Genomic DNA, 23,543 nt, shown 5'->3' on the forward strand with positions numbered 1-23,543 from the left:
TCGGGGATCCCGCCTAGATGCTCGGTTAGCCTCCCTAGTTTAGTTGGAAGGAGGATCCCCTGCCGATGACCTTGCTCTTGGATAGCTTGTTTAACGGCCTTAGCATCGGCACCGTCTTGCTGATAGCCGCTCTGGGCTTGGCCATTGTTTTCGGCCTCATGGGGGTCATCAACATGGCCCATGGGGAGCTGATGATGTTGGGGGCCTACACCACTTTTGTGGTTCAAAATGCCTTTCGTCCCCTAGGGGATCCCTGGCGGGATCTGTACATCTTTCCAGCTTTGGTAGCTGCCTTTGCCGTCACGGCTCTGGTGGGACTAGCCCTGGAGCGGGGGGTGATCCGCTTTTTGTATGGCCGACCGCTGGAAACCCTTCTGGCCACTTGGGGTGTGAGCCTGATCCTGCAGCAGTTTGTGCGCAGCGTCAATTGGGTGCTGGCTTTCCGCTTGGGGGCCTTCGCGGTGCTCTTTTTCGGCGGCTGGTGGCTTTTGTCCAGGCGGGCGGATTGGCCGCGTCTCAAGGGGTGGACGCTGGCGCTGCTGTTGGTGCTCTCCACGGCCATTGCATCGGTGGGGGGGCGGGTGCTGGCGCAAACCTATGCTTTGGCGGTTACCCAGCCTTGGTTCGGCGCCCAGAACAAAGACGTGACGGCTCCCCGGTGGCTGGGGGGTGGGATCCCGGTGGGCAACCTGTTTTTGCCCAATACCCGCCTGTTTATCATCGCCCTCACTGTCTTCTGCATCCTGGGGCTGTACTTCTTCTTGCAACGCACCCGCTGGGGGCTGCGCATCCGGGCGGTTACCCAGAATCGGGCCATGAGCGCCTGTGTAGGGATCCCCACGCAAAAGGTGGATGCCCTTACCTTTGCCATCGGTTCGGGTCTGGCGGGAGTAGCCGGTGTGGCGGTCAGCCTGCTGGGATCCGTTGGGCCGAACACCGGCCAGAACTACATCGTGGATACCTTTATGGTGGTCGTCGTGGGGGGTGTTGGTAAGCTCTTAGGCAGTATTGTGGCGGCGCTTGGGATCGGGATTGCCAACTTTGTCATCGGCTCAGGGACGCTGGCTTTGATTTTTCCCAACGTGCCCATCCTGACCGATACCCTCAACTTTTTTGCCACCACGAGCATGGCCAAGGTGATGGTCTTTGCTTTGATCGTGGCCTTTTTGCAGGTGCGACCTCGGGGCCTTTTCCCCGAAAAAGGTCGTATGGTGGATGCCTAGGGAATGATCTCGCTTGGCGAAAACTCTAGGACCAGACTCTCCATCTTCTACTCCCTCACAAAGCCCATGAAACTGGTTCATTCCCCCCGTGCTGATCATGAAGTGGCTGCTCCCGTCGCGGGTGGGGATCCCAATTCTTCTCGCAAGCTTCTGTGGGAGGCCGGGATCCTCATCGTTTTGGTGCTGGCCTTGATCTTTGTGGCCCCAACTGTGCTGTCTGGCTTTCGGCTCAACTTGTTGGGGCGGTTTCTGGCCCTCAGCATTGTAGCTTTGGGGATCGACCTCATCTGGGGCTATACCGGCATGCTCAGTCTGGGACATGGGGTGTTCTTCGCCTTGGGGGGCTACGCTCTGGGGATGCACCTGAAATTGCAATTGCCGGAAGGTCAGATACCGGAGTTTTTCAGCCTCTACGGGGTAACGGAATTGCCCTGGTTTTGGTATCCCTTTTATTCGTTTCCGTTTACGGCTGTTGCTGTGGTCTTGATCCCGGCTTTGGTGGCAGCAGCCCTGGGATATTTGGTGGTGAGAAATCGCATTCGAGGGGTTTATTTCTCCATTCTAACTCAGGCCACCACGATCATTTTCTTTAACTTCTTCAACGGCCAACAGCGCTTAATCAACGGCACCAACGGCCTGACCAACTTCCAGACTTTGTTTGGCCTAGATGTCAACTCGTCCGAAATGCGCTTTGCTGTCTATGTCACTACAGTTCTGGCGGTGGTTTTGGCTTACCTTCTCTGTCGTTGGCTCACCAGCGGCTTATTCGGTCGGATCCTGGTAGCCATTCGAGATGACGAGCCGCGGGTTCGTTTTTCCGGCTACGATCCCACCGGCTTTAAAGTGCTGGTGTTTGCCGTGTCTGCTGCCCTGGCGGGTGTTGCCGGAGCTTTGTTTACCTTGCAAACTGGGATCATCTCTCCCAATGCGATGGCCGTTCCCTTTTCCATTGAGATGGTAATCTGGGTGGCGGTGGGCGGTCGGGCCAGTTTGGTGGGGGCGGTGCTGGGGGCTCTGTTGGTTAACTTTGCCAAGAGCTTGCTGAGCGAAAATTTTCCCGAAATTTGGTTGTTTTTCCAAGGGGGATTGTTCCTGCTGGTGGTGCTGGTGTTGCCGGATGGACTGGTGGGTTGGGTGCGCACCCAAGGCAGGCAGCTTTGGGTCACTGTCCAGCTTTGGCGCAGGCGCTTGGCAAATACTTCTCCAGCCTAAATCTGGCTTTCTCTTGAGGATGTCAGTTATGTGCAAGATATAAGTTTAAGGTAAGAGGATCCCATGGGTGAGCCAGCGATGCCAAGTTTCCTCTCCTATTTGATGGGTTTATTTGATGGGTTGAGAATCCGGTTTGACCTTTGGCCTTTCCGTTCTTGGATGTGATCCCTATGCTCACTGCAGCTCCCACCGCTACCCGACAAATTTTACAAACTCAGGATCTCACCGTCAGCTTTGATGGCTTCAAGGCTTTGGACAGGCTGAACTTCTCTCTGGAGGAAGGGGAGCTGCGGGTGGTCATCGGCCCCAATGGGGCAGGCAAGACTACGTTTCTCGATGTGCTGACGGGCAAGGTTAAGCCTACTCGAGGCCGGGTGCTGTTTAAAGGAAAAGATCTGACCAAGCTCAAGGAACATGAGATCTCGATTTTGGGTGTTGGGCGCAAGTTTCAGACGCCGCGGGTCTATCAAAACTTGAGCGTGCGAGAAAACTTGGAGCTATCCCTCAACCCTGACAAAAGGGTTTTTTCCACCCTATTGGGCAAAAAGCATCTGCGAGAAAAAACGGATGCTCTTTTGGAAACCATTGGCCTCAGCCGTAAGGATCGGGTTCCGGCAGGGCTGCTTTCCCACGGAGAAAAGCAATGGCTGGAGATCGGCATGGTGATTGCTCAAGATCCGGATTTGCTGCTGCTGGATGAATGCGTGGCCGGGATGACGGACAAAGAAACAGAAGCTACAGGAGAGTTAATTCAATCCTTAGCCCAAAGCCACACCATTTTGGTGATCGAACATGACATGGTGTTTGTCCGGCAAATTGCCCGCAAGGTTACCGTTTTACACCAAGGCTCGGTGCTGTGCGAAGGTACCTTTGAGGATGTGAAAAACGACCCGCGAGTGATTGAGGTCTATCTCGGATCCCACAAGGGGAAAAACTAAGCAAAGAGGCTATAGTTCTGTATCTAATCGACTCATGCGCAGGCCTATGAATACGGAAAACGCGACCGCAACACAAAACTTATCCCGAGATGGATCCGGGCCTCTCCTGGAGGTCTCCAACTTGAGGGTTTACTATGGTCAGAGTTTAATTGTGAAGGATCTCTCTTTTAAGATCTTTCCCGGCCAAGCGGTTTGCCTTCTGGGCCGCAATGGTATGGGCAAAACTACCACACTTAAAGCCCTGATGGGACTTCTGAAAGATTGCACAGGCAAAATTGCTTTTGAGGGCCGTCCTATCAACCATTACCCTCCCAATTGGCGAGCCCGCGCCGGTATTGGCTATGTGCCCCAAGGTCGAGAGATATTTCCCCGCCTAACGGTTGAGGAAAACCTGCTGGTGGGGCTAGAAGCGGCACCGGACAGAGAACGGATCATACCTGAGTTTGTCTATGACCTATTCCCAATTCTGCGTTCTTTTCTTAAACGGCTGGGTGGGGATTTGAGCGGTGGGCAGCAGCAGCAACTGGCCATCGCCAGAGCTTTGGTGGCAGAGCCCAAACTTTTGCTCCTGGATGAGCCTACAGAAGGGATCCAGCCCTCTATCATTATCGAGATTGAAGAAGCCATCAGCCGCATTCAAAAGGAGCGGGGCGTTTCGGTGTTGCTGGTGGAGCAGTATTTTGAGTTTGCCCAAAGTCTGGCCGATTACTTTTATCTTATGGAAAATGGATCCCTTATCATGGAGGGGCAGACCAACCAGATGGATGAAGAAAAAGTTCGGGCTCACCTCTCCATTTGAGGGGAAGCCATGTCATATTCACTGCTGATTACTTACCAAATCACTTAATGCTTAATGTCCGCCCATCTTGTGGCCAACTTCTTTGAGATCCACGCTGCTGATAGGACTTTCATAGACGATCCGACCGCCCGCCATCACCAGCAAACGATCGGAGAGCTTGAGAAGCTCGTCCAGATCTTCGCTGATCAGCAAGACGGCAACTCCTCGGTTACGAGCATCCACAATCTGCGAGTGAATGTAATCTACTGCCGCAAAGTCCAGACCAAAACAAGGATTGGCGGCGATCAAAATTTGTGGATCTCCGGCGAGTTCCCGTGCCAAAATGGCTCGCTGGACATTACCCCCCGACAGGTGGCTGATGGGAGTTTGGGCTGAAGGCGTTTTCACCTTAAATTGCTCGATTAACGCGCGGGCATAGCGCCAAATCTCTTGCCAGATCAACATCCAACCTTTGGCCATAGGATCCCGGTCATAACGACGCAGGGCCAAGTTTTCGCCAACGCTCATGTTGGGGATCGAGGCATTTCTCAGAGGTTCCTCCGGCAAACAGCAAACCCGGTGGCGCACCATTTCTGCGCGGGTGGCCCTGTACAGTTGCCCGTTGATCTTGATCTGCCCGGCTGTAGCCATCCGCTGCCCGGCCAAGACTTCCATCAACTCCCGCTGGCCGTTGCCGGAAACGCCGGCAATTCCCACAATCTCACCTCCATGAACAGTCAGGGTCACCCCCCGCACAGCGGGCAAGCCATTGTCCTTGTCAGCCTGGATCCCTTCAATTTCCAGCAGAGGGGATCCCCCTTTGACCAAGGCTTTCTCCAACTGGATCTGCACCTGTTGCCGGCCCAGCATCATTTCGGCCATTTCTGCTGTGGATAAATCTTTCACTTGTCCATGGCCGGCCACCTTCCCACGTCGCAACACCGTCACCTCATCGGCAAAGGCATTCACCTCGCGAAACTTGTGGGTAATGAGCAATACACTCAGGTCGCCAGCTTCCACCGAACGACGCACAAGGCCCAAGACTTCGTCGGCTTCCTCTGGCGTGAGCACAGAAGTAGGCTCGTCCAAGATCAGGATCTTGGTGTTCAAATAAAGCTGCTTGAGGATCTCGACCTTCTGCTTTTCTCCTGCCGATAGTTCGGAAACAAAAGCCCGCAAGTTGACTTGGAAAGGGGCTGTTTCCATAAAATCTGCCAGCTTTTTTTCCTCTTCTTTCCAGTCAATCACCAAAGGCAAATCTGGGCGGGCCAAGACCAAGTTTTCCGCCACAGTCATGGCGGGTACAGAGGTGAAATGTTGGTACACCATGCCAATGCCGTAGTGATAGGCATCCCGTGGGCTGTGGATGGCACGAGCTCGTTTATCAATGCAAACATCGCCAGAGTCAGCATGATAAAAGCCCATCACGCACTTGACGAGGGTGCTTTTCCCGGCTCCGTTTTCCCCAAGTAAGGCATGAAGGGATCCCGGCTTGAGTTTCATCGAGACGTGGTCTAGGGCCAACAGGGATCCAAATCGCTTGGTGAGGTTGACGACCTCCAGTTCCGGGGGGGCTTTCCGTGCTGTTGAGATTTCAGTTTGGGCAGTGGTAGTCATGGTTGGTCAAGATCTCCTGGTTTGGGTGTCTCACGTAAACACACGTAAAGAAACGAGGTCTAGTCGGTTTTGAGTTCCTGAAGTACTGCTATCAGGGCACCTGAATCGGCAACTGCCCCGAAAACCCCCCCTTGCATCTGGATCATCTTCAGAGCAGCGAGATAATTTCCGTAGTCTGTGGCACCTGTGCAATCGGATAGCAACAAACATTCATAGCCCCGGTCGTTGGCTTCTCGCATGGTGGTGTGGACGCATACATCGGTGGTGATGCCCGTCAAGATCAGGTTTTGGATGCCTTTGCGCCTCAGGATTAAGTCCAGATCGGTGGCATAGAAAGCGCCTTTGCCCGGCTTGTCGATGATCACCTCCCCTGGCAGAGGAGCCAGTTCCGGGATAATTTCCCAGCCGGGTTCTCCTCGCACCAGGATGCGCCCACAGGGACCGGGATCCCCAATGCCTGCCCCAATGCGTTGACTGCGCCAGCGCTTGTTTTCCGGCAAATCTGATAGATCGGGGCGATGGCCTTCGCGGGTATGCACGATGAAAAAACCCAGGGCTCGCATTGCCGCCAAAACCCGTCGGATCGGCTCTATGGGGGCACGGGTGAGGGAAATGTCGTAGCCCATTTTGTCTACATAGCCACCTACCCCGCAGAAATCGGTCTGCATATCGATGACGATCAGGGCGGTGTTCTCAGGCCGTAAGTCACCGTTGTAGGGATAGGGGTAAGGTTCTGCCGCAATATAGGATCCCATAGCACCTCTGGCAAATCAATTCAATAAAGAGCAAAGAAAGAGCAAAAGCCCAATCAAGAGGGATATCCAACCCAAGCCTTCGGGTCACCCTGCGCTTGACCTCGGCTCTCCCAAGTTAAAGCTGGGGCGGTGAGCCTTGGCCAGAACCCTGCCAAGATAGAACACAGCTTACCATTTCCATCCACAGGTTTGTGTCTCCTCCGATTCACTTCACTGCAGAGCCCTGGCTGCACACCTACAGCGAGATTATCGATGTGCGCTCGCCGGCAGAGTTTGCCGAAGACCATTGGCCGGGGGCCATCAACTTGCCCGTGCTCGACGATGCAGAACGGGCAGAGGTGGGCACCCTCTACAGGCAAGTGGATCCCTTTACAGCCCGCAAGCGGGGGGCCAGCCTGGTGGCCCAGAACATCGCCCGCCATTTGCAGACCCACTTTGCCGACAAGGGCCGGGACTACCACCCCCTCATCTACTGTTGGCGGGGCGGGCAGCGCTCGGCCAGTCTGGCGCTGGTGTTGTCCCAGGTGGGCTGGCAGGTAACCGTCTTGCAAGGGGGGTACAAAACCTACCGCGCCTGGGTGCGCCGACAACTGCAGACTTTGCCCCAGGAGTTTACCTACCGAGTGCTCTGCGGGCCAACAGGGAGCGGCAAAACCCAGTTGCTTCACCATCTGCGCCAACAGGGATCCCAAGTTCTCGATCTGGAAAAGCTGGCCTGTCACCGGGGATCCCTCCTGGGGGCCGAGTGGGGGGTGCCACAGCCCAGTCAGAAGAGCTTTGAAAGTCAACTGGTGCAGGTTTTTCTCCAGTGGGATCCCGCCAAGCCAGTCTGGGTAGAAGCTGAGAGTGCCAAAGTGGGCCAGCTCCATCTGCCGCCTGCCCTTTGGCAAGCCCTTACCCAAGCCGACTGTGTCGAAGTGCAGTTGCCTCTAGAGGAGCGGGTGAAGGGGTTAATCGCCCACTATCCCCACTGGATTGCTCACCCCCAAGCGCTGAAGGAAAAATTGCTGCCTCTGAAGTCCCGTCTTGGCCAGGCCCGCCTGCAGCGTTGGTTTGAGCTGATCGACGCCCAAGACTGGCCGCAGTTTGTGCAGGAGTTGCTGGAGCAGCACTACGACCCCACCTATCGCCACGGCCTGCAGCAACACTTTAACCGTATCCGCGCTCGCCTTGAGCTGCCTGACCTCTCCGAGAGCAGCCTACAGGAGGCCGCTGTCCGACTCAGGGGGATGTCGTTTTGACCTGCGCCAGCCCTCGCCGGGCAAGCGCGACCAAGTCTGGCGGCGGAAATGTCAAGCAAAGTCCTGTTTGCCCCTCTCAGAGGGGAACTAGGGACTTCGAGGCTGACTGCTGCAGCTCCGACAGCAACGAGGCGGGGTGCTCCTTGTAGGGCCAGGCAAAAGCGTGACGAAAAGCCGCCTCCTGACAGCGCTTGAGCTGGTCGAAATCGATAATGTCGTGCGTGAGCAAGTTTTCGTACTCAAACGGCAGGCGCACGTTGTGCAGGCCGGCGTTGTCGGTGCAGATGGCGATATCTACCCCCGCGTCAAAGCAGCGGTCGAAGACGATTTTGAGGGGCTCCAAGCTGGGCAGCGTCCCCGTCTTCAGGTAAGTGGTGGGACAGACCTCCAGGCATTGGCCGCGCCGCGCCAGCTCTGGCAGCAGCTCTGGGTAGTGGAGAGGGATCTGGATCCCGTGGCCAATCCGCGAGACATAGGGCAGCAGCTCTGGGTAACAGCCATCCAAAGTCTCATAGAGATGGGCAGTGGTTTTGAGGCCACGGGCCAGGGCATATTTGAACAGCTCAATCCACTCGTCCATGCGTTCGCCGTAGGCCTTATCTCCCCCCGCCAGGTCGATGGCAGACACGTATTCGGACTCGGCGGCGGCCTCCACCATGGCGCGGTTGATATGGCTGGGCAGGCGTGAATGCAAACAGACGATCTGGGTGGTGACGATGGGATATTCCCGCTGCTGGCTGGCTTGCCCTACCGTTTCGATAACTTGGCGCATCTGCTTGAGGCGATCCGCCTCGTCCAAGCTGGGATCTGTGCGCAGATAGGGGGTGTAGCGAATCTCTAGATAGGCCAAATCCTCAAAAACATAGGCCCCCCGCAGCAGACGGTAGATGAAATAAGGTAAGCTTTCCAGGGTTTGCACCTGTTCCACTAGCGTGTGCAGCTCCAAGTAATCTTCAAGGGTGTTGCGCGGGCGGGTGTAGAACTCCTCAAACTCGGCGTAGTCAGGAAAGCGTGCTGCCAGAGGGGATCCCTGGCGATGCAGGTAGCGCCACAAAATCCTAGGAACGACCGAACCGCCTAGGTGGCGGTGTAACTCCGCATGCAGTGCCATACTTCAAAGCTTCCCCCAGAGGCTCCCCTCACCGCCCGCCAAGGGCGGACCTGGCTTGGTTGTTAAGTACTATTTCTACTGTTATCCAACAGCGGCAGTCCTGTCCAGGCGCAATTGCGCAGGGTCGGCTAGCCGGGGGCCAGGTGATGAGGTTTCTAATAGCCAGGTTTGATGACCAGGTCAATGCTTGAGTCCTGGTCGAGCCCGGCCAGGGATCCCGGCAAACTAGGTAAAGAGCCTTAAGATAGTTCTGGAGGTTTGCTGAGCAGAGATACTCAGGAGCGATTCTGGTAAAAGGCTGTTGGCTGTAGCCGACGGCAATCCCCCTGGAAGGGTGTGGTATGAACTTAGCGTAACGAGGTTATCTTCATGGCGCTGCCCAGCTTGCACGAGTTTCCCTGGCTGACCACGGTCATCGTCTATCCGGTGGTGGCCGCCCTCTTCATCCCCTTGATCCCGGCGCCCGCTGGGGATCCCACTACCCGCGTCTACGCGCAAAAGTTGGCAGAACGGGTTCGCTGGTTTGCCCTCTTCATCGCGGTTACCGACCTGCTCATTTTGCTGGCTGGCTTCTATGTCGGCTATGACCCCAGCCAGACAAGCTTACAACTGCTGGAGCGCTACACCTGGGTGCCGCAGGTGGGGCTGAGCTGGTCGGTGGGGGCCGATGGCCTTTCCATGCCGCTGATCCTGCTCACGGCTTTTGTGACCACGCTTGCCATCTTGGCCGCCTGGCCGGTCACCCTCAAGCCGCGCCTGTTTTATTTTCTGATGTTGGCCATGTACGGCGGGCAGATCGGGGTGTTCGCCGTGCAGGACATGTTGCTCTTCTTCCTGATGTGGGAGCTGGAGCTGATCCCGGTGTATTTGCTCCTCTCCATTTGGGGGGGGTACAACCGCCTCTATGCGGCCACCAAGTTCATTCTCTACACCGCCCTCAGCTCCCTGTTTATCCTGGTGGCGGGCCTGGCCATGGCCTTCTACGGGGATCCCATCAGCTTTGACATGACGGATCTGGCCCACAAGGCCTATCCGCTGAGCTTCCAATTGCTGCTGTATGGGGCCTTCCTCATCGCCTACGGGGTGAAGCTGCCCGTCTTCCCTTTGCACACCTGGCTGCCCGATGCCCACGGCGAAGCCACGGCGCCGGTTCACATGTTGCTGGCCGGGATCTTGCTTAAGATGGGGGGCTATGCCCTGATGCGCATGAATGTGGGCATGCTGCCGGATGCCCACCTCTACTTTGCGCCGGTGCTGATCGTGCTGGGGGTGGTGAACATCATCTTTGCCGCCCTCACCTCCTTTGCCCAGCGCAACCTCAAGCGCAAGATCGCCTACTCTTCCATCAGCCACATGGGCTTTGTCCTCATCGGGATCGGATCCCTGACCGAAATCGGCATGAGCGGCGCCATGCTGCAGATGATCTCCCACGGGCTGATCGGGGCCAGCCTGTTCTTCTTGGTGGGGGCCACCTACGACCGCACCCACACGCTGGAGCTGGAGGAAATGGGCGGCGTCGGCCTGAAGATGCCCAAGATTTTCTCCATGTTCACCGCTTGCTCGCTGGCCTCTCTGGCTCTGCCGGGGATGAGCGGCTTTGTGGCGGAGCTGATGGTGTTCATCGGCATGGCCACCACCGATGCCTACTCCCTCCCCTTCCGGCTGGTGGTGGTCTTTCTGGCGGCGGTTGGGGTGATCCTGACTCCTATCTACCTGCTGTCGATGTTGCGGCAGATCTTCTTTGGCCCGGAAAACAAAGAGCTGACCGAACACGAGGAACTGGTGGATGCCGAGCCGCGGGAGGTGTTCATCATCGCCTGCCTGCTGATCCCCATCATCGGCATTGGGCTCTATCCCAAGCTGGTCACTAGCCTCTACGACCAGTCCACCAATGCCCTGGTGGCGCTGCTGCGCCAAGAACTCTCCTCTATTGGAGCGACGGTTGCCCAAGCTCCTGCTCTCTACAGCGCCGACTGAAATGGAGGCGAGGGAGGCTGGGGCAGCTTGTCAGCAAGGCGTGCCACTGGTCCAGCCGGTCTCGGCTTTTTTCTCACTGGGCACCGGAAGGGCTGGGGTTAGGTGAGTGCCCCGCCTGTGTATCTCCGCTGTGCTTGCCGCTCTCGTCAGCTCGAACCCGCATCCAACCAAACAACGTTTCGACCGTCAGTTGGATCCCTTGGGCAAACGCGGGAACGGGGATCAGCTCTTGCGGATCCTCATGCACGGTTGGCTGCTGTCCGGCAGGGTAGGCGAAAACGAGCCTTTCTTCGGGAGCTACGATCCACCCCATCTGGCAGCCGTGGGCCAAGCCGATCAAAATTTTCTTGACCAGCTTCATTTGATTTTGATCGGGAGAGAGAATCTCGATCATCCAATCTGGGCAAAAGGGAATGAGATTTTGAATGGTGCCATCTTCATCCACAGGGATCCGATCCCAGGCGATCACAGAAATATCGGGCACAATCGCATAGCCGGCAAAAGTGCAGCGCAACTCTGGAAATGCCCACCCGAGGCGTTTGGGTTTGAGGTTTGCGTTGATAAAAGAAGTTAGCTCCCCCTGGAGTAGGCTGTGCTTTCCCTGTGGCATGGGCTTCTGGATGATCTCTCCCTCGATGAATTCACTGGCGGGTTGAGCTTCTGGCTGCTGCAGAAACTCTTCCAGGGTTAGGGGCTTGGCAGACAGACGAACCATGATTTCCTCCTCTCAAGTTGGTCTCTGACACAAAAAGGATTGAGGTTCAATCAGAACAGGTCCCTGTCGGGCTGTCGCCAAGCGGCTTGGCGGTCATAAGGGCTTTTGCCAGAAAATAACCCCATCAGCGGCCCCAAGATGGCCCCAAACACAAAGCCGCCCGCGTGGGCCCAGTAGGCGATCCCTCCCCCCTGCATGCCGATGTTGGTGGGCGTCTGCAGGCTGGCGATGCCGTAAAACGCCTGCTGTACAAACCAAAAACCCAAAAACACCCAGGCGGGAACGTAGACGGTTGTGATAAAAATGCCCAGGGGTACCAAAGTCAGGATCTCAGCTCGCGGGAAACGCAAGATATAAGCTCCCAACACCCCGGCAATGGCCCCACTTGCCCCCAGCGAAGGAATGGTGGATTCCATATCGAAAAACCACTGGGTTAGGGCGGCCAAGGCTCCACAAGTCAGGTAAAAAATGAGGTAGCGCACATGCCCCAAGCGATCCTCAACATTGTTGCCGAAAACCCACAAAAAGAGCATGTTGCCGCCAAGATGCAAAAAGCCCCCGTGCAAAAATTGCGAGGTAAATAGCGTTACCCATTCGGGGCGCAGCGAAGAGGTGGCCTCCCCCCGAAAGCTGGCCGTCAGTTCCGCTGGCACCACTGCCCACTCTCGGAAGAAAGCCGCCAGCTCTTGCGGTGATAGGGTAAGCTCATACACAAAAACCAGGATGTTGATAAGCACCAAAGCATAGGTAACGTAGGCAGTGCGGGTGGTTGGGTTGCGATCTTGCAGGGGTACCACAGTCGGGATCCGGTTAACATCACCCTCTAGCCTACCCTGCTGCGCCTTCTCAGGCCCAACTTGGGGCTACACTAGGGTAGTTTGTCGGTGGGATCCCTAAACTGCAAAGGGGTTTTGGCCGTCCCCCCGCAGCCGACGCTGGATTTGGAGGAGTGGATCGATGTTTGAGGTCGAGAGCCGAACTGCCCCGCTCAAGTTCTTGATTGTCGAGGATCATCCCGAGGTCGCCCAAAACAATTGCGAATGGCTGCAACGGCTTGCAGCCGATGCTCAGTGCATCACAGTCTCCAACCCGATGGACGCCATCCTGCGCCTGCAGCGGGAACAGCCGGACTTGGTAGTAGCCGACTTGCTCTACGGCCAAACCAGCGGCGAACAGTCTGCCGAGCCGGGCCTAGAGTTCTTGCGCCATATTTTCGAGAACTACCCCACCCTGAACGTGATGGTTTATTCCAGCGAGCCGCTGCTGCTAACTCCCCTGGTGGGCCTAATCAGCAAGCACCAGGGCGGATTTGCCGCCGTCAACAAAATGGAGCGGCGCAGTGTCTTCTTGGAAGGAGCCAAAAGTGCCCTCAATGGGGAATTGCGCATGCCGCGAGAGTTGCGCGGCTTAACAAAGCTGACGGAGCGGGAAATCGAGGTCTTGAACCTGCTCTGCAAAGAGGCCCTCACCGACCAGGCCATCGCCGACCGCATTCACACGAGCAAAAAAACCGTACAAAACTGTATTCAAAGGCTCAAAGAGAAACTGGATATCTTTGGCTCTGAAGATGAGATCAACGCTCGCGTTGCCATGTGTATGGCAGCCGTTCAGAAAAAGCTTATCCAGTGGTAGTTCATTTAACCTCGCGTAAGAGTAGACAGAGAGGGTAGAATATCTTCTCGAAAGGGAACCTCGTTTTGATTTACCCTCTCCAGCTCAGCCAACATGAGAGGGTTGACGCGATTCAGATAGGGGATTAGCACCTGCTTTAGCCTGGGGCGGTAGAAACGGTGGTAGCTATACACAGGAGTGGCTGGAAATCCCCGCCGAATCTTGTGGGATCCTCCAGCTCCGGGATCAAAGTTGCGGATCCCTTCGCGGATGGCTAGGGCAATCGGCTCGTAGTAGCACACATTAAAGTGCAAGAACTTCACCTCTTCTCGGCAGCCCCAGTAGCGCCCAAAGAGGCGATCCCCTTTGCGGACGCAAAAAGACATCCCCACAATTTCTGTATTTCGTTCCCCGGCCACCAGCACCAGCCGCTGCCGGTAGTTGGGATAGAGAGATTCGAAAAAGCGGCGGTTGAGATATTTGCTCCAGTTCCAAAATTGGGCGCAGGTGTTGCTGTAAAAGTCGTACATGAGAGAGAGAAGGCGCGGCGTGATCTCCTCTCCGGTGTAGATCTTGAGTTCTATGCCGCTTTTTTCCATGGCGGCCCGCTCTCGCTTGATGTTGCGCCGCTGGTTGGCGTTGAACTGGCTCAAAAAGTCTTCGTAAGAGCGATAGCCGGGATTGTGCCACTGGTAGTTGTGGGTAATTCGGGGAGTCAATCCATCGGCCTCCAGTTGGGCCCGCCAGTCTAAGTCCACATAGAGCAGGCTGAACAGCGAAATATCATTGTCCTGGCAGAAGCGATCGATAGCAGCCAGCATCGACGGCCACACCTCTGCTTCCGAGTAGTCGGGATGGACGAGAATGCGATAGCCGGTGGCCGGCGTAAAAGGGGCCATGCCGATCAGCTTGGGGTAGTAGCGTTCTCCCAGTTGGTTGGCAACCGCAGCCCACTCTTGGTCGAAGACAAATTCGCCCTGGCTATGGCTTTTCAAATACAAGGGGGCAGCGGCGATGAGTTGCCCATCCGACTCCACCAACAGGTGACAGGGCAACCACCCCGTGTTGCGGCTGGCACAGCCGGAGGCTTCTAGGCTGTGCAGCCACTCGTACTCCAAAAAAGGAGAGGTGCGCTCCGTCTGCAGCGCTTGCCAGGCAGATGCTGGGATCCCGCGAATATCGTGGCACCAGCGCAATTTCAAACCGGTTGACATTTGCCTGTCCGGATAGACCAACTTGCCCTGCCGCGGCTGGGAGGGGATCCCCCCTCTAAGCTCAACCTAGGATGGAATCCCTGCGCCTCAAGGGTCCCATAGACGAAAGCCAGGCAACTGCTCTTTGCCCAGCCCAAAGCTTTCCCAGCGCTAGACCGTGCTTTTGTTAAGTTATTTTATTCGGGATCCCTGGGCTCGTAGTAGCGGTTGGCCAGCTCGAGAGCCATCTGAAACTTCTGCTCACGGGTGAGGTCGGCTCGCCGGGCGATCTGGGCAAAGCGGTTGACGTCTGGGGGCAAGAAGTCGAAAGGACGCTGTTCCCGCACAATATCCACGACCAAATCGCAAAGGGCCTGCTGGTAATCGTTGTAAAAAATTTCTCCCAAAGCCTTGAGGCGGCCATCGGGCACCGGATTGTTAAAGTCAATGGCCTGTAGCTCCCCTTGTTCGTCGATAAACAGCTCCACCGAGTTCATTTCATAGCCCAACGCCCGATTGATGATCCGGCAGGTGTCGATAACTTTTTTGCCCATCTCCGGCGTGAGAAACTCTGGATCGAACAGATATTCGCTGGCATCGAACTTGCGAAAGATGTATTTAATTGGGATGATCTTTCGGCCAATACAGAGAGCGCGAATCTGCCAGGGATAAGGACTTTTAACCTTCTCCTGGAGCATCATCACCTGGGATCCGGAGCGGTCGTAAAAGTAGAGAAGCTGCTCCATGTTGTAGGCGATTTCGACTCCGATGGCCTCCCGTCCCTCTGCCGGCTTGATCACGATTGGCCAGCCGAGATCTTCTGCCATCCCCTGCCAATCGAAGAACTTGTGATACTTAAAATCTTCGGCTTTCAAAGCTGGGGCCTCCTTGGGGGGCAGAATGTAAGTCTTGGGGATGGAGATCCCCAGCTCTTTGACCACCATGTAGGCGGCATCTTTGTTGCGCAGGTAGTAGTAAAAGCTGAAGGGGTTGTTGATGATGTACACCCCCCTGAAGGCAAAGCCCATGAACAGGCCGATGGCCTGGGGGTAAAGGTAGCTGAAGCGGTCTAGGATGAGGCGGTACTTGGTGCGGTAATCCAGGTTCACCTCGTGAATGGTGACATGTTCCGCCCGGATCTTGTAGGCTTGGCCGTTGCGGGCTTGAATGGGGGGAAGGGCGTTGAGACGGGCCAGGGTGTCGTCCCCAAAAGGCTCGCTGAAGTGCAGGCTGCCAACCCAGTAGTCTTCGATCATCCAGGCTCTCTCATCAAAAGCTCTCTGACTCCTCTGCAAGGGATCCTAGGCGAAGGCGCGGATTTGCGCTTGCCAGGTGGGCCAGTCGTGATCCCCTTCCCATACCTCCAGGTGATGGGGGATGTCGTTGCGGCGGAGGACTTCTGCCAGGCGCAGATTGTCGTTGAGGCAGTGGTCGCGGTGGGCGGTGAGCAGTTTTAGCTCGGTGTTGCGCCCGCCCAGCTGATCCCAGAGTTGTCGGCTCATGTTGGACAGGTAGGCCAAGGGGTTGATGAAATACAGCTCCTGTTCCGCCTGTTGGGGATCCCAGCCGGTGACGGAGCCGAGGGCCGCCACATCGTAGGGCCCCCCCAGCGCCAGACAACGGCGCACCAGGCCAGGGTGCCGGCAGGTGAGGTTGACGGCGTGGGTGGCCCCCAGAGAGAAGCCTGCCACCACCAGAAAGTCATTTTGCGCTTCTGCTTTGGCGTAGGGGATCAGCTCTTCTACCCAGTGTTGCTCCAACAACAGCCAGCGATCCCGCCGCTGGGGCACGTCCAGCTCGCAGTTGAACAAGGTCTCCCAATCGAGGGTTTCCACGCAAAAGGCCTGCAAATAGCCCTGCTCCAAGTGATGGCCGAGGCTGGCGATAATGCCGCGATCTTCCAGATCGAAAAAACGCCCATTGCTGGTGGGCAGGCAGATGAGCGGGTAGCCGCGATGCCCAAAGTGGAGCATCTCCATTTCTCGGCCCAGAACCCGGGAGGCAAAGCGCAGATAACGGCGAGGGTAGGACATCGGATCCCTGGACAATCACTGAACCTCAGCCGGCTTTTGCAGCCGCCGTTGAGACGGGTGGCAACGCGAGCGCCAGAACGGCTGACAACTCCCCCGTGGCCTGCGTCTTTCAAGCGATCCCAAGAAATTTTAGGAGATTTCGGAGAACAAATCCTTGAGGGCAGTGCGGGCGGCCAAGTGCTTGCGGGTGGACTCGAGGATCTCGGCTTCCCGCCGCAGGCGATTTTCGGTGCTGACCATTTCCAGCAGCGCTTGCTGCTCCCGGGGAGCCCCGTGAAAGTGGCTGGCAACCCAGTAGGATAACTCTATCGGGGTAGTGGGCAGTCGCTCCGGCAGCTCCGTCTCCCGCTCCATTAGCTTGCCGGAGAGGCGCACCACATCCTGAAGTAGGGTGGAAACCTGCTGCACCAAGCCCTGCAAATCCGCAGTGGTCGGCTCATCCTCAATCCACTCCACCAGCCCCACCCGGAAGGGCTTTTCCCGCACGTAGTTCAACACCCGGAAGCGCTGCTGCCCCAAGGTCAAAATGTCCATGCGGTCATCCGGCAACCGCTGTACCTGCAACACCTCGGCACAACAGCCCACCCGCACCGGGGATCCCGTCTGGGGATCGAACATCAGCACCCCGAAACGGCGATCCGTCTCCAGGATGGTGTTGATCATCATGCGATAGCGGTACTCGAAAATGTGCAGCGGCAGGGGGCGGCCCGGAAACAACACCACCTCTGGCAGGGGAAACAGGGGTAGCTCACGTACGTCCACAGAAGAGGAAGGCATAAGGCTTTGCTTTTTGCGCTACTGAGTCTAGTTTAGCGATCTCGACGGAGCCACACCGACCGATTCCTAAGCAAAGCGGTGGTGCCAAAGGGTGATGGCGATGGCCAGGGCATCGGCAGCATCGTCGGGGCGGGGCAGGCTGGGCAGATTGAGCTCGCGGGCCACGGCGGCTTGCACGGCCTGTTTGTCAGCGCGCCCGTAGCCCGTCAGGCTTTGCTTCACCTGGGCAGGGGTGAACTCCACCGGCACCAGATGATACTGGGCCAGGACGAGTAGGATCACCCCCCGCGCCTGGGCGATGGGGATGGTGTTGCCCATTTTGTAGAAGAAGAGCTTTTCCAACCCCACCTGATGGGGCTGAAACTGGCGCAGCAGCTCCTTTAGATCCTCGTAGAGGGTTTGCAGCCGTTCCGGGATTGATTGCTCCCCAGGGGTGCTGATGACTCCGTAGTCCAGGGGGCGAAGTCCGCCGGCACCTGCCAGGATGCAGCCAAAACCCACCGTCCCCAACCCCGGGTCGAGGCCGAGGATACGCTGCTCAGGGGTGGGGTCTGAGGACTCCGTCCCGCTGACGCGAGAGGACTCCGTCCCGCTGACGCGATCAGGCAGGGGGTCTCTCCTTGCCGGCAGAGGCGTCCGGCGTGGCATGGTCGGTGTACAAATAGGTCAACCCCGAGATCAGAGTGAGGGCCACCGCCACCCAAAAACAGGGGATCCCGATAGGCCAGTTCAGGATCAGCAGGGCGATGGCCAGGATTTGGGCGACCGTCTTGGCTTTGCCCCAGAGATTGGCGCCGCGGATTTGGCTTTGGTTGGCCCGCCAGCCGGCGATGGCCAGCTCTCGCCCCACCAACAAAAACACTCCCCAAGCGGGGATCCGCCCCAGCTCCAGCAGGCTCAGCAGCGGGGCCAGCACCAGCAGCTTGTCCACCAGGGGATCCAGAACCTTGCCCACATCGGTCACCAGCCCATAGCGGCGGGCCAAGTGGCCGTCCAGCCAATCAGTTGCCGCCGCCAGCAAAAACGCCCAGAAAGCCAGCCCTTGCCCCAGCGGGGATCCCAGGCCCAGCCCCAGCAGAATCAAAGGGATCCCTCCAAGGCGCAGCAAGGTGATGGCGGTGGGCAGGTTGAGCCACGCCGGCTTGGGAACTAGGACTGGGCTGGTAGGGTTCACCTCGACCTCCTTGACGACCTCGACTACCGATAGCGGCCTAAGCGCTCGGTGAGCAGGCGGTAAAACTCCTCGGCATCCACCCCAAAAGCTACCTGCACATTGGCGGGGCGGCCACTCAGCCCCCAGCGATCCACCACCGTCCGGCCCAGATTGAGGGGGCTAGCCGTCTCCACCTCCACGTAGCAGGGCTTGAGCTCGAACAACTGCGGCTGCAGCAGGTAGGCGACTACACAGGGATCGTGCAGCGGCCCCCCCGGCAGGCCGTAGCGCCGGATGTCGAACTTGCCGTAGAAGGCGAGCATGTCGGCCACCGTCTGGCCTACCCGCGTGCCGAGGGCGCGGATCCGCTCGATCCGCTCCGGCGTACTGAGGACTTGCTGGGTAACGTTCAGGCCCAGCATCACCACCTCGGGGATCCCGGCGCTGAGCACGATCTGAGCAGCATGGGGATCGGTGAAGATGTTGAACTCGGCGGCCGGGGTGGTGTTTCCCTCAAGGGCAGATCCCCCCATGAACACCAGACGTCGGATGCGCTCCACGATGCGGGGCTGCTGCACCAGGGCTACTGCCAAGTTGGTCATCGGGCCCAGCAGCGCCAGGGTAACCGGCTCCTGCGCCGCCATCAAGGTCTCGATCAGGTACTGCACGGCGTGCAGGGATCCCAGCGGCATCTGGGGCTCCGGCAAGTTGGCCCCGTCGATCCCGCTTTTGCCGTGCACCTCTTCGGCAGTCTGCAGCGGGCGCAACAGCGGGCGGGGACAGCCGGCATAGACTGCCATCTGCGGGCAGCCGGCCAGCTCGCAGATCTGCCGGGCGTTGCGGCTGGTTTTTTCCACAGAGACATTGCCGGCCACCGTGGTAATGCCCAGCACCTCTAGCTCCGGCGAAGCCATCGCCAGGAGCAGGGCCACCGCGTCGTCTTGGCCGGGGTCGCAATCGATGATCAGGGGCACCATAGGGCTCCCAGAGGCCTTTCACCCCTAGTGTAGGCGGCAATGGCACGCTCTCTTTGAGTCTCCCTTGGCTGACTCTGAAGGCCAAGGCAGATTCCGGTCAGGTTTAAGAAGATTTAAGATTTAAGATCGAAGGCGGTTCTTATCGTTTTCTATCCTTATTGAAGCCCGACACCCACCCACTGCACATCAGCCTTTTGCTCGACTGGGAGCCGCCTGCTGGAGAGCCGCTGGCGGCAGAGGCTTTGTTGTCGCCAGAACGCTTTGTGGCTGAGGTCTTCCAGGATCCGGAAGCCTTTCTGGAGGCTCTGCGAGGGGAGGAAAACCATCCGGACTGCCTGGTGCTGCTGGTGGAAGCGACGCGGCTGGACAAGCTGGAGGCGTTGGGCTGTCAGCTTTGCAAGCAGGGACTGTTGCTGCCGACAGTGGTGGCCATTGTGTCGGAAGAGCTCAAACCGGAAGGCGGCGCCAGCCGCTCCGGCGAAGCGTCCTCCCCCCCTGTTCCTCCGGGGGCGAGAGCTCTGCTCAAGCGGGAGCGGTTTTTCTACCACAACGCCACTCTGGTTCGCCTCGTCTCGCCGTCAGAGCTGTTGCCGCCAAAGGGATCCCAGGCCACTCCTTCTGCTTCTCCCTTGGAGCTGCTGATCAACCGAGCCATTGCCCTGTTTCTCCAGATTTCCCCCACCTGCAGCCTGCCTGCAGCAAACCCTCACCCCAAGGATCAGCCCTACCTGCTCTACACGCACCAGCAGCAGCGGCGGCTGGCGGAAAAGCTGCGGGAACGCCTCGGCTACGCCGGCGTGTACTACCATCGGGATCCGGAGCTGTTCTACCGCCACCTGCCCCCCGACGAGCAGCAGGCCCTCATGCGGCGGCTGCGTAACCTCTACCAGGCTATTGTCCTGGAGTATTTTCAATCTCCTGAGACCGTCAATGCCCGCATCGACGAGCTGGTGGCCCTTGCCTTTTTTGCCGACATCGGCGCCGCCCAACTGTTGGAGCTGCACATGAACCTAATGGAGGATTTTGCCAAACAACTAAAACTGGAGGGTCGCAGCGAAGAGATCCTGCTGGATTACCGCCTCACTCTCATCGACGTGATGGCCCACCTGAGCGAAATGTACCGCCGCTCCATTCCCAAATCTGCCCCAAGGGATCCCTAGGTTATGTCCACTCGCAAAGCCTATGTCCTCAAGCTCTACGTGGCGGGCAATACCCCCAATTCTCTGCGCGCCCTCAGCACCTTGCAAGACATTCTGGAAAAAGAGTTCCGCGGCGTGTACAGCCTGAAAGTCATCGACGTCTTGAAAAATCCGCAACTGGCAGAGGAAGATAAGATCCTGGCAACACCGACCCTGGCCAAAATCCTGCCGCCGCCGGTGCGGAAGATTATCGGCGATCTGTCCAACCGAGAGAAGGTGCTCATCGGCCTAGATCTGCTCTACGAAGAATTGGACGAAGAGGCTTAGGACAGGTTTTAGGGGAGAGAGGGGCATGAACCAACCATTGGAACCTTCTGAGTCAGAAAAGCTGCAAGGTAACGCCGCGGAGGGGATCCCATCGACCTACTTCCTGGGCGGGCCCGAGCCGCGGGGGATCCCGAAAAAACAGACGGGTATCGAGGGTTTTGAAGACATCAGCCACGGCGGGCTGCCCCTGGGCCGCACCACCTTGGTCAGCGGTACCTCCGGCACCGGCAAAACTCTGTTTGCCCTGCAGTTTCTCTACAACGGCATTGTCAAGTACCAGGAGCCAGGGATCTTTGTTACTTTTGAGGAGACCCCTGCCGACATCATTCGCAACGCCGCCAGCTTCGGCTGGGATCTGCAGGCCCTCATCGACAAGGGGCAGCTCTTTATTCTGGATGCTTCGCCGGATCCGGAGGGCTACGAGGTAAGCGGCAATTTCGATTTGTCGGCCCTCATCGAGCGCATCCAATATGCCATTCGCAAATACAAAGCCAAGCGGGTGGCCATCGACTCGGTAACGGCCATCTTTCAGCAGTATGAGCCGGCGGGCGTGGTGCGGCGGGAGCTGTTTCGCCTGACAGCCCGCCTCAAGCAGGCCAACGTCACCACGGTCATGACCACCGAGCGCACTGAGGAGTACGGCCCCATCGCCCGCTATGGGGTGGAGGAGTTCGTCTCCGACAACGTGGTGATCCTGCGCAACATCCTGGAGGGGGAGAAGCGGCGGCGTACCATCGAGATCCTGAAGCTGCGGGGCACCACCCACATGAAGGGGGAATATCCCTTCACCATCACCAACGAGGGGATCAACATCTTCCCGCTGGGAGCGATGCAACTGACGCAGCGCTCTTCCAACGTGCGCGTCTCTTCCGGCATCGAGAAGCTGGACGAGATGTGCGGCGGTGGCTTTTTCAAAGACTCGATTATCTTGGCTACCGGCGCCACCGGCACAGGCAAGACCTCGCTGGTGAGCAAGTTCCTCGAGCGAGGCTGCCTAAATGGGGAGCGCTGCATCCTGTTTGCCTACGAAGAGTCGCGGGCCCAGCTTGCCCGCAATGCCTCTTCCTGGGGCATCGACTTTGAGGAGTTTGAGCGGCAAGGCCTCCTTAAGATCATCTGCGCCTACCCCGAGTCCGCCGGCCTGGAAGACCACCTGCAGAAGATCAAAACCGAGATGATGGCCTTCAAGCCCTCCCGCATGGCCATCGACTCGCTGTCGGCGCTGGCGCGGGGTGTGAGCCAAAATGCTTTTCGACAGTTTGTTATCGGCGTAACCGGCCTGGCCAAGCAGGAGGAGATCACCGGCTTTTTCACCAACACCACCGATCAATTCATGGGATCCCATTCCATTACCGAGTCGCACATCTCCACCATCACCGACACAATCATTCTGCTGCAGTATGTGGAGATTCGCGGCGAGATGGCACGGGCGCTCAACGTCTTTAAAATGCGGGGATCCTGGCATGACAAGGGCATCCGCGAGTACCTCATCTCGGATTCGGGGATTCAAATTCGCGATTCCTTCCGCGGCTACGAGCGGATTATCAGCGGATCCCCGACCCGCATCAATGTGGATGAGAAGAACGAGCTCTCTCGAATTGTGCAAAATGTCCAATCTTTGGACGAGTAGGGGCTTGGGCTTGACCGGCGCCAACTGCCCCTAACATTTTGCAACCATAGGTTTTTGGCTGCGTGCATCCGCCAGGGGCTCCTTTGTTCAGCGATCTTCCCGACTTTTTCCCTCAACCCAAGAGCAGCTCTTCTCCCACGCCCATCTCGGCCATCGGCGAGGCGGGGCTGTTGCAGATCGTGCAGCGCTACTGTCCTGCCCAGGTGGTGGGAGACGACGGGGCGGTGTTGCCCGCTCCTGAGGGGCAGTTGGTGGTGAGCACCGATGTCTTGGTGGAGGGGGTTCACTTTAGCGACGTGACAACCCCGGCCCACGCGGTGGGCTGGCGGGCGGTGGCGGCCAATCTCTCGGATCTGGCAGCGATGGGATCCCGTCCGCGGGCGTTGGTGGTGGGCTTGGGCCTGCCGGGATCCACGCCGGTGGCTTGGGTAGAGGAGCTCTACGAAGGGATGCGGGCCTGCTGTGCCCGTTGGGGAGCAGAATTGGTGGGGGGGGATCTGTGTCGGTCGCCGCAGCGGTTTGTGGCGATCACGGCCCTGGGATCGGTGCAGCCGGGGCGGGCGATTGAGCGCAGACGGGCTCAGCCGGGCGATTGGCTGGTGGTCACAGGGCCCCACGGCGACGCGCGGGCCGGCCTGGAGCTGCTGCTCCATCCCGAACAGGGATCCTCAGCCACGGCAGCACAGCGGCAGCAGTTGATCAGAGCCCACCAATACCCGCGCCCGCGCTTGGATGTTCTGTCCCTTTTGGAAGCGCTCCCCGGTCCTCTGCGCCTGGCCGGCATGGACACCAGCGATGGCTTGGCGGACGCCCTGGTGCAGGTGTGCCAGAGCAGTGGGGTAGCGGCGCGGATCGCGGCGGAGCGGATCCCGATTTCGGTGGCTTTGCGCCAGGCGTTCCCGGCCCAAGCTTTGGAGTGGGCGCTTTATGGGGGCGAAGACTTTGAGCTGCTTCTCAGTGCCGAGGTGTCGGTGGCCAAGCATCTGTTGGAAAAGTTGCCAGGAGCCGCCTGGATTGGGGAAGTAACCGGCTGGGATCCGCAGGGGACGGTGCGGTTGCAGGACGGGCAAATCCTCAGCCGCCAGCAGGCCTTCCAGCACTTTTGAGCCTGTCTGAAAAACTCACTGGCCACCTAG

23 protein-coding genes are annotated in these 23,543 nt (G+C 58.0%); 11 read left to right on the forward strand and 12 right to left on the reverse strand.

Annotation, left to right across the window (positions count from 1 at the left end):
• The first annotated feature begins 65 nt into the window (after positions 1-65).
• The 4 genes from urtB to urtE all read left to right on the forward strand — a co-directional run bounded on the left by urtB (position 66) and on the right by urtE (position 4,172).
• On the forward strand, positions 66-1,223 hold the full coding sequence (gene urtB / locus SYN60AY4M2_RS12435; protein WP_099813055.1) for an urea ABC transporter permease subunit UrtB: 1,158 nt from the start codon (positions 66-68) through the stop codon (positions 1,221-1,223).
• 3 nt (positions 1,224-1,226) lie between these two features.
• Complete coding sequence (gene urtC / locus SYN60AY4M2_RS12440) at positions 1,227-2,435, forward strand: urea ABC transporter permease subunit UrtC (RefSeq protein ID WP_099813056.1); 1,209 nt, start codon at positions 1,227-1,229, stop codon at positions 2,433-2,435.
• A gap of 170 nt (positions 2,436-2,605) precedes the next feature.
• Positions 2,606-3,373: an urea ABC transporter ATP-binding protein UrtD gene (gene urtD, locus SYN60AY4M2_RS12445; protein WP_011433599.1), complete on the forward strand. Its 768-nt coding sequence runs from the start codon at positions 2,606-2,608 to the stop codon at positions 3,371-3,373.
• A gap of 34 nt (positions 3,374-3,407) precedes the next feature.
• Entirely contained in the window at positions 3,408-4,172 is a 765-nt protein-coding gene (gene urtE / locus SYN60AY4M2_RS12450) for an urea ABC transporter ATP-binding subunit UrtE (RefSeq protein ID WP_011430740.1), read from the forward strand.
• Positions 4,173-4,223: 51 nt separating this feature from the next.
• On the opposite strand, the gene SYN60AY4M2_RS12455 is transcribed toward urtE, so the two are convergent.
• Together SYN60AY4M2_RS12455 and SYN60AY4M2_RS12460 are read right to left on the reverse strand one after the other, a co-directional pair.
• Entirely contained in the window at positions 4,224-5,768 is a 1,545-nt protein-coding gene (locus tag SYN60AY4M2_RS12455) for an ABC transporter ATP-binding protein (protein WP_099813057.1), read from the reverse strand.
• Between the two features lie 59 nt (positions 5,769-5,827).
• The gene (locus tag SYN60AY4M2_RS12460; protein ID WP_011430738.1) at positions 5,828-6,523 is read right to left on the reverse strand and encodes an isochorismatase family cysteine hydrolase; all 696 of its coding nucleotides are present in this window, start codon (positions 6,521-6,523) and stop codon (positions 5,828-5,830) included.
• Between the two features lie 191 nt (positions 6,524-6,714).
• On the opposite strand from SYN60AY4M2_RS12460, the gene mnmH reads away from it, so the two are divergent.
• On the forward strand, positions 6,715-7,764 hold the full coding sequence (gene mnmH / locus SYN60AY4M2_RS12465) for a tRNA 2-selenouridine(34) synthase MnmH (protein ID WP_099813058.1): 1,050 nt from the start codon (positions 6,715-6,717) through the stop codon (positions 7,762-7,764).
• Between the two features lie 76 nt (positions 7,765-7,840).
• Here the strand turns inward: mnmH and SYN60AY4M2_RS12470 are convergent, their stop codons facing one another.
• Positions 7,841-8,875: an adenosine deaminase gene (locus tag SYN60AY4M2_RS12470; protein WP_011430736.1), complete on the reverse strand. Its 1,035-nt coding sequence runs from the start codon at positions 8,873-8,875 to the stop codon at positions 7,841-7,843.
• A gap of 384 nt (positions 8,876-9,259) precedes the next feature.
• On the opposite strand from SYN60AY4M2_RS12470, the gene SYN60AY4M2_RS12475 reads away from it, so the two are divergent.
• A complete protein-coding gene (locus SYN60AY4M2_RS12475; protein ID WP_099813360.1) occupies positions 9,260-10,852 on the forward strand; it encodes an NAD(P)H-quinone oxidoreductase subunit 4 in 1,593 nt (530 codons plus the stop codon).
• A 73-nt stretch (positions 10,853-10,925) separates the two neighbouring features.
• Here SYN60AY4M2_RS12475 and SYN60AY4M2_RS12480 read toward each other — a convergent pair whose 3' ends face one another.
• Together SYN60AY4M2_RS12480 and SYN60AY4M2_RS12485 are read right to left on the reverse strand one after the other, a co-directional pair.
• On the reverse strand, positions 10,926-11,567 hold the full coding sequence (locus SYN60AY4M2_RS12480) for a Uma2 family endonuclease (RefSeq protein WP_099813059.1): 642 nt from the start codon (positions 11,565-11,567) through the stop codon (positions 10,926-10,928).
• A gap of 50 nt (positions 11,568-11,617) precedes the next feature.
• Positions 11,618-12,364 (reverse strand): rhomboid family intramembrane serine protease, encoded by a 747-nt coding sequence (locus SYN60AY4M2_RS12485; protein WP_011430733.1) that lies wholly within the window; start codon positions 12,362-12,364, stop codon positions 11,618-11,620.
• 160 nt (positions 12,365-12,524) lie between these two features.
• Here SYN60AY4M2_RS12485 and SYN60AY4M2_RS12490 point away from each other — a divergent pair, with 160 nt between their 5' ends.
• Positions 12,525-13,199 (forward strand): LuxR C-terminal-related transcriptional regulator, encoded by a 675-nt coding sequence (locus tag SYN60AY4M2_RS12490; protein WP_011430732.1) that lies wholly within the window; start codon positions 12,525-12,527, stop codon positions 13,197-13,199.
• A gap of 5 nt (positions 13,200-13,204) precedes the next feature.
• Here SYN60AY4M2_RS12490 and SYN60AY4M2_RS12495 read toward each other — a convergent pair whose 3' ends face one another.
• From SYN60AY4M2_RS12495 to SYN60AY4M2_RS12525, 7 genes are all read right to left on the reverse strand, one after another.
• Positions 13,205-14,392 (reverse strand): GNAT family N-acetyltransferase, encoded by a 1,188-nt coding sequence (locus SYN60AY4M2_RS12495; RefSeq protein WP_011430731.1) that lies wholly within the window; start codon positions 14,390-14,392, stop codon positions 13,205-13,207.
• A gap of 176 nt (positions 14,393-14,568) precedes the next feature.
• A complete protein-coding gene (locus SYN60AY4M2_RS12500) occupies positions 14,569-15,627 on the reverse strand; it encodes a hypothetical protein (protein WP_011430730.1) in 1,059 nt (352 codons plus the stop codon).
• Positions 15,628-15,672: 45 nt separating this feature from the next.
• Entirely contained in the window at positions 15,673-16,404 is a 732-nt protein-coding gene (locus SYN60AY4M2_RS12505; RefSeq protein WP_099813060.1) for an alpha/beta hydrolase-fold protein, read from the reverse strand.
• A 129-nt stretch (positions 16,405-16,533) separates the two neighbouring features.
• Positions 16,534-17,181 (reverse strand): LON peptidase substrate-binding domain-containing protein, encoded by a 648-nt coding sequence (locus tag SYN60AY4M2_RS12510; RefSeq protein WP_011430728.1) that lies wholly within the window; start codon positions 17,179-17,181, stop codon positions 16,534-16,536.
• A gap of 66 nt (positions 17,182-17,247) precedes the next feature.
• Positions 17,248-17,829, reverse strand: a complete 582-nt coding sequence (ruvC, locus tag SYN60AY4M2_RS12515) for a crossover junction endodeoxyribonuclease RuvC (protein WP_099813061.1) — start codon at positions 17,827-17,829, stop codon at positions 17,248-17,250.
• Entirely contained in the window at positions 17,783-18,355 is a 573-nt protein-coding gene (gene pgsA, locus SYN60AY4M2_RS12520; protein WP_099813062.1) for a CDP-diacylglycerol--glycerol-3-phosphate 3-phosphatidyltransferase, read from the reverse strand. Before pgsA ends, ruvC begins: the two co-directional genes overlap by 47 nt.
• Before the next feature lie 23 nt (positions 18,356-18,378).
• A complete protein-coding gene (locus tag SYN60AY4M2_RS12525) occupies positions 18,379-19,311 on the reverse strand; it encodes a nucleoside hydrolase (RefSeq protein WP_099813063.1) in 933 nt (310 codons plus the stop codon).
• A gap of 158 nt (positions 19,312-19,469) precedes the next feature.
• Between SYN60AY4M2_RS12525 and SYN60AY4M2_RS12530 the strand changes: the two genes are divergently transcribed.
• From SYN60AY4M2_RS12530 to thiL, 4 genes are all read left to right on the forward strand, one after another.
• Entirely contained in the window at positions 19,470-20,471 is a 1,002-nt protein-coding gene (locus SYN60AY4M2_RS12530; protein ID WP_240527350.1) for a circadian clock protein KaiA, read from the forward strand.
• A 3-nt stretch (positions 20,472-20,474) separates the two neighbouring features.
• Positions 20,475-20,777 (forward strand): circadian clock protein KaiB, encoded by a 303-nt coding sequence (kaiB, locus tag SYN60AY4M2_RS12535; RefSeq protein ID WP_011430723.1) that lies wholly within the window; start codon positions 20,475-20,477, stop codon positions 20,775-20,777.
• 25 nt (positions 20,778-20,802) lie between these two features.
• Entirely contained in the window at positions 20,803-22,407 is a 1,605-nt protein-coding gene (kaiC, locus tag SYN60AY4M2_RS12540) for a circadian clock protein KaiC (protein ID WP_011430722.1), read from the forward strand.
• A gap of 83 nt (positions 22,408-22,490) precedes the next feature.
• Positions 22,491-23,513: a thiamine-phosphate kinase gene (gene thiL / locus SYN60AY4M2_RS12545; RefSeq protein ID WP_011430721.1), complete on the forward strand. Its 1,023-nt coding sequence runs from the start codon at positions 22,491-22,493 to the stop codon at positions 23,511-23,513.
• The last annotated feature ends 30 nt before the right edge of the window (positions 23,514-23,543 follow it).

The sequence above is a fragment of the Synechococcus sp. 60AY4M2 genome (assembly GCF_002760375.1).
Lineage (GTDB): Bacteria > Cyanobacteriota > Cyanobacteriia > Thermostichales > Thermostichaceae > Thermostichus.

Coding starts and splice junctions, on each gene's coding strand:
- urtB (WP_099813055.1), top strand. CDS start 66: ATGACCTTGCTCTTGGATAGCTTGTTTAACGGCCTTAGCATCGGCACC.
- urtC (WP_099813056.1), top strand. CDS start 1,227: ATGATCTCGCTTGGCGAAAACTCTAGGACCAGACTCTCCATCTTCTAC.
- urtD (WP_011433599.1), top strand. CDS start 2,606: ATGCTCACTGCAGCTCCCACCGCTACCCGACAAATTTTACAAACTCAG.
- urtE (WP_011430740.1), top strand. CDS start 3,408: ATGCGCAGGCCTATGAATACGGAAAACGCGACCGCAACACAAAACTTA.
- SYN60AY4M2_RS12455 (WP_099813057.1), bottom strand. CDS start 5,768: ATGACTACCACTGCCCAAACTGAAATCTCAACAGCACGGAAAGCCCCC.
- SYN60AY4M2_RS12460 (WP_011430738.1), bottom strand. CDS start 6,523: ATGGGATCCTATATTGCGGCAGAACCTTACCCCTATCCCTACAACGGT.
- SYN60AY4M2_RS12470 (WP_011430736.1), bottom strand. CDS start 8,875: ATGGCACTGCATGCGGAGTTACACCGCCACCTAGGCGGTTCGGTCGTT.
- SYN60AY4M2_RS12480 (WP_099813059.1), bottom strand. CDS start 11,567: ATGGTTCGTCTGTCTGCCAAGCCCCTAACCCTGGAAGAGTTTCTGCAG.
- SYN60AY4M2_RS12490 (WP_011430732.1), top strand. CDS start 12,525: ATGTTTGAGGTCGAGAGCCGAACTGCCCCGCTCAAGTTCTTGATTGTC.
- SYN60AY4M2_RS12495 (WP_011430731.1), bottom strand. CDS start 14,392: ATGTCAACCGGTTTGAAATTGCGCTGGTGCCACGATATTCGCGGGATC.
- SYN60AY4M2_RS12500 (WP_011430730.1), bottom strand. CDS start 15,627: ATGATCGAAGACTACTGGGTTGGCAGCCTGCACTTCAGCGAGCCTTTT.
- SYN60AY4M2_RS12505 (WP_099813060.1), bottom strand. CDS start 16,404: ATGTCCTACCCTCGCCGTTATCTGCGCTTTGCCTCCCGGGTTCTGGGC.
- SYN60AY4M2_RS12510 (WP_011430728.1), bottom strand. CDS start 17,181: ATGCCTTCCTCTTCTGTGGACGTACGTGAGCTACCCCTGTTTCCCCTG.
- ruvC (WP_099813061.1), bottom strand. CDS start 17,829: ATGCCACGCCGGACGCCTCTGCCGGCAAGGAGAGACCCCCTGCCTGAT.
- SYN60AY4M2_RS12525 (WP_099813063.1), bottom strand. CDS start 19,311: ATGGTGCCCCTGATCATCGATTGCGACCCCGGCCAAGACGACGCGGTG.
- kaiB (WP_011430723.1), top strand. CDS start 20,475: ATGTCCACTCGCAAAGCCTATGTCCTCAAGCTCTACGTGGCGGGCAAT.
- kaiC (WP_011430722.1), top strand. CDS start 20,803: ATGAACCAACCATTGGAACCTTCTGAGTCAGAAAAGCTGCAAGGTAAC.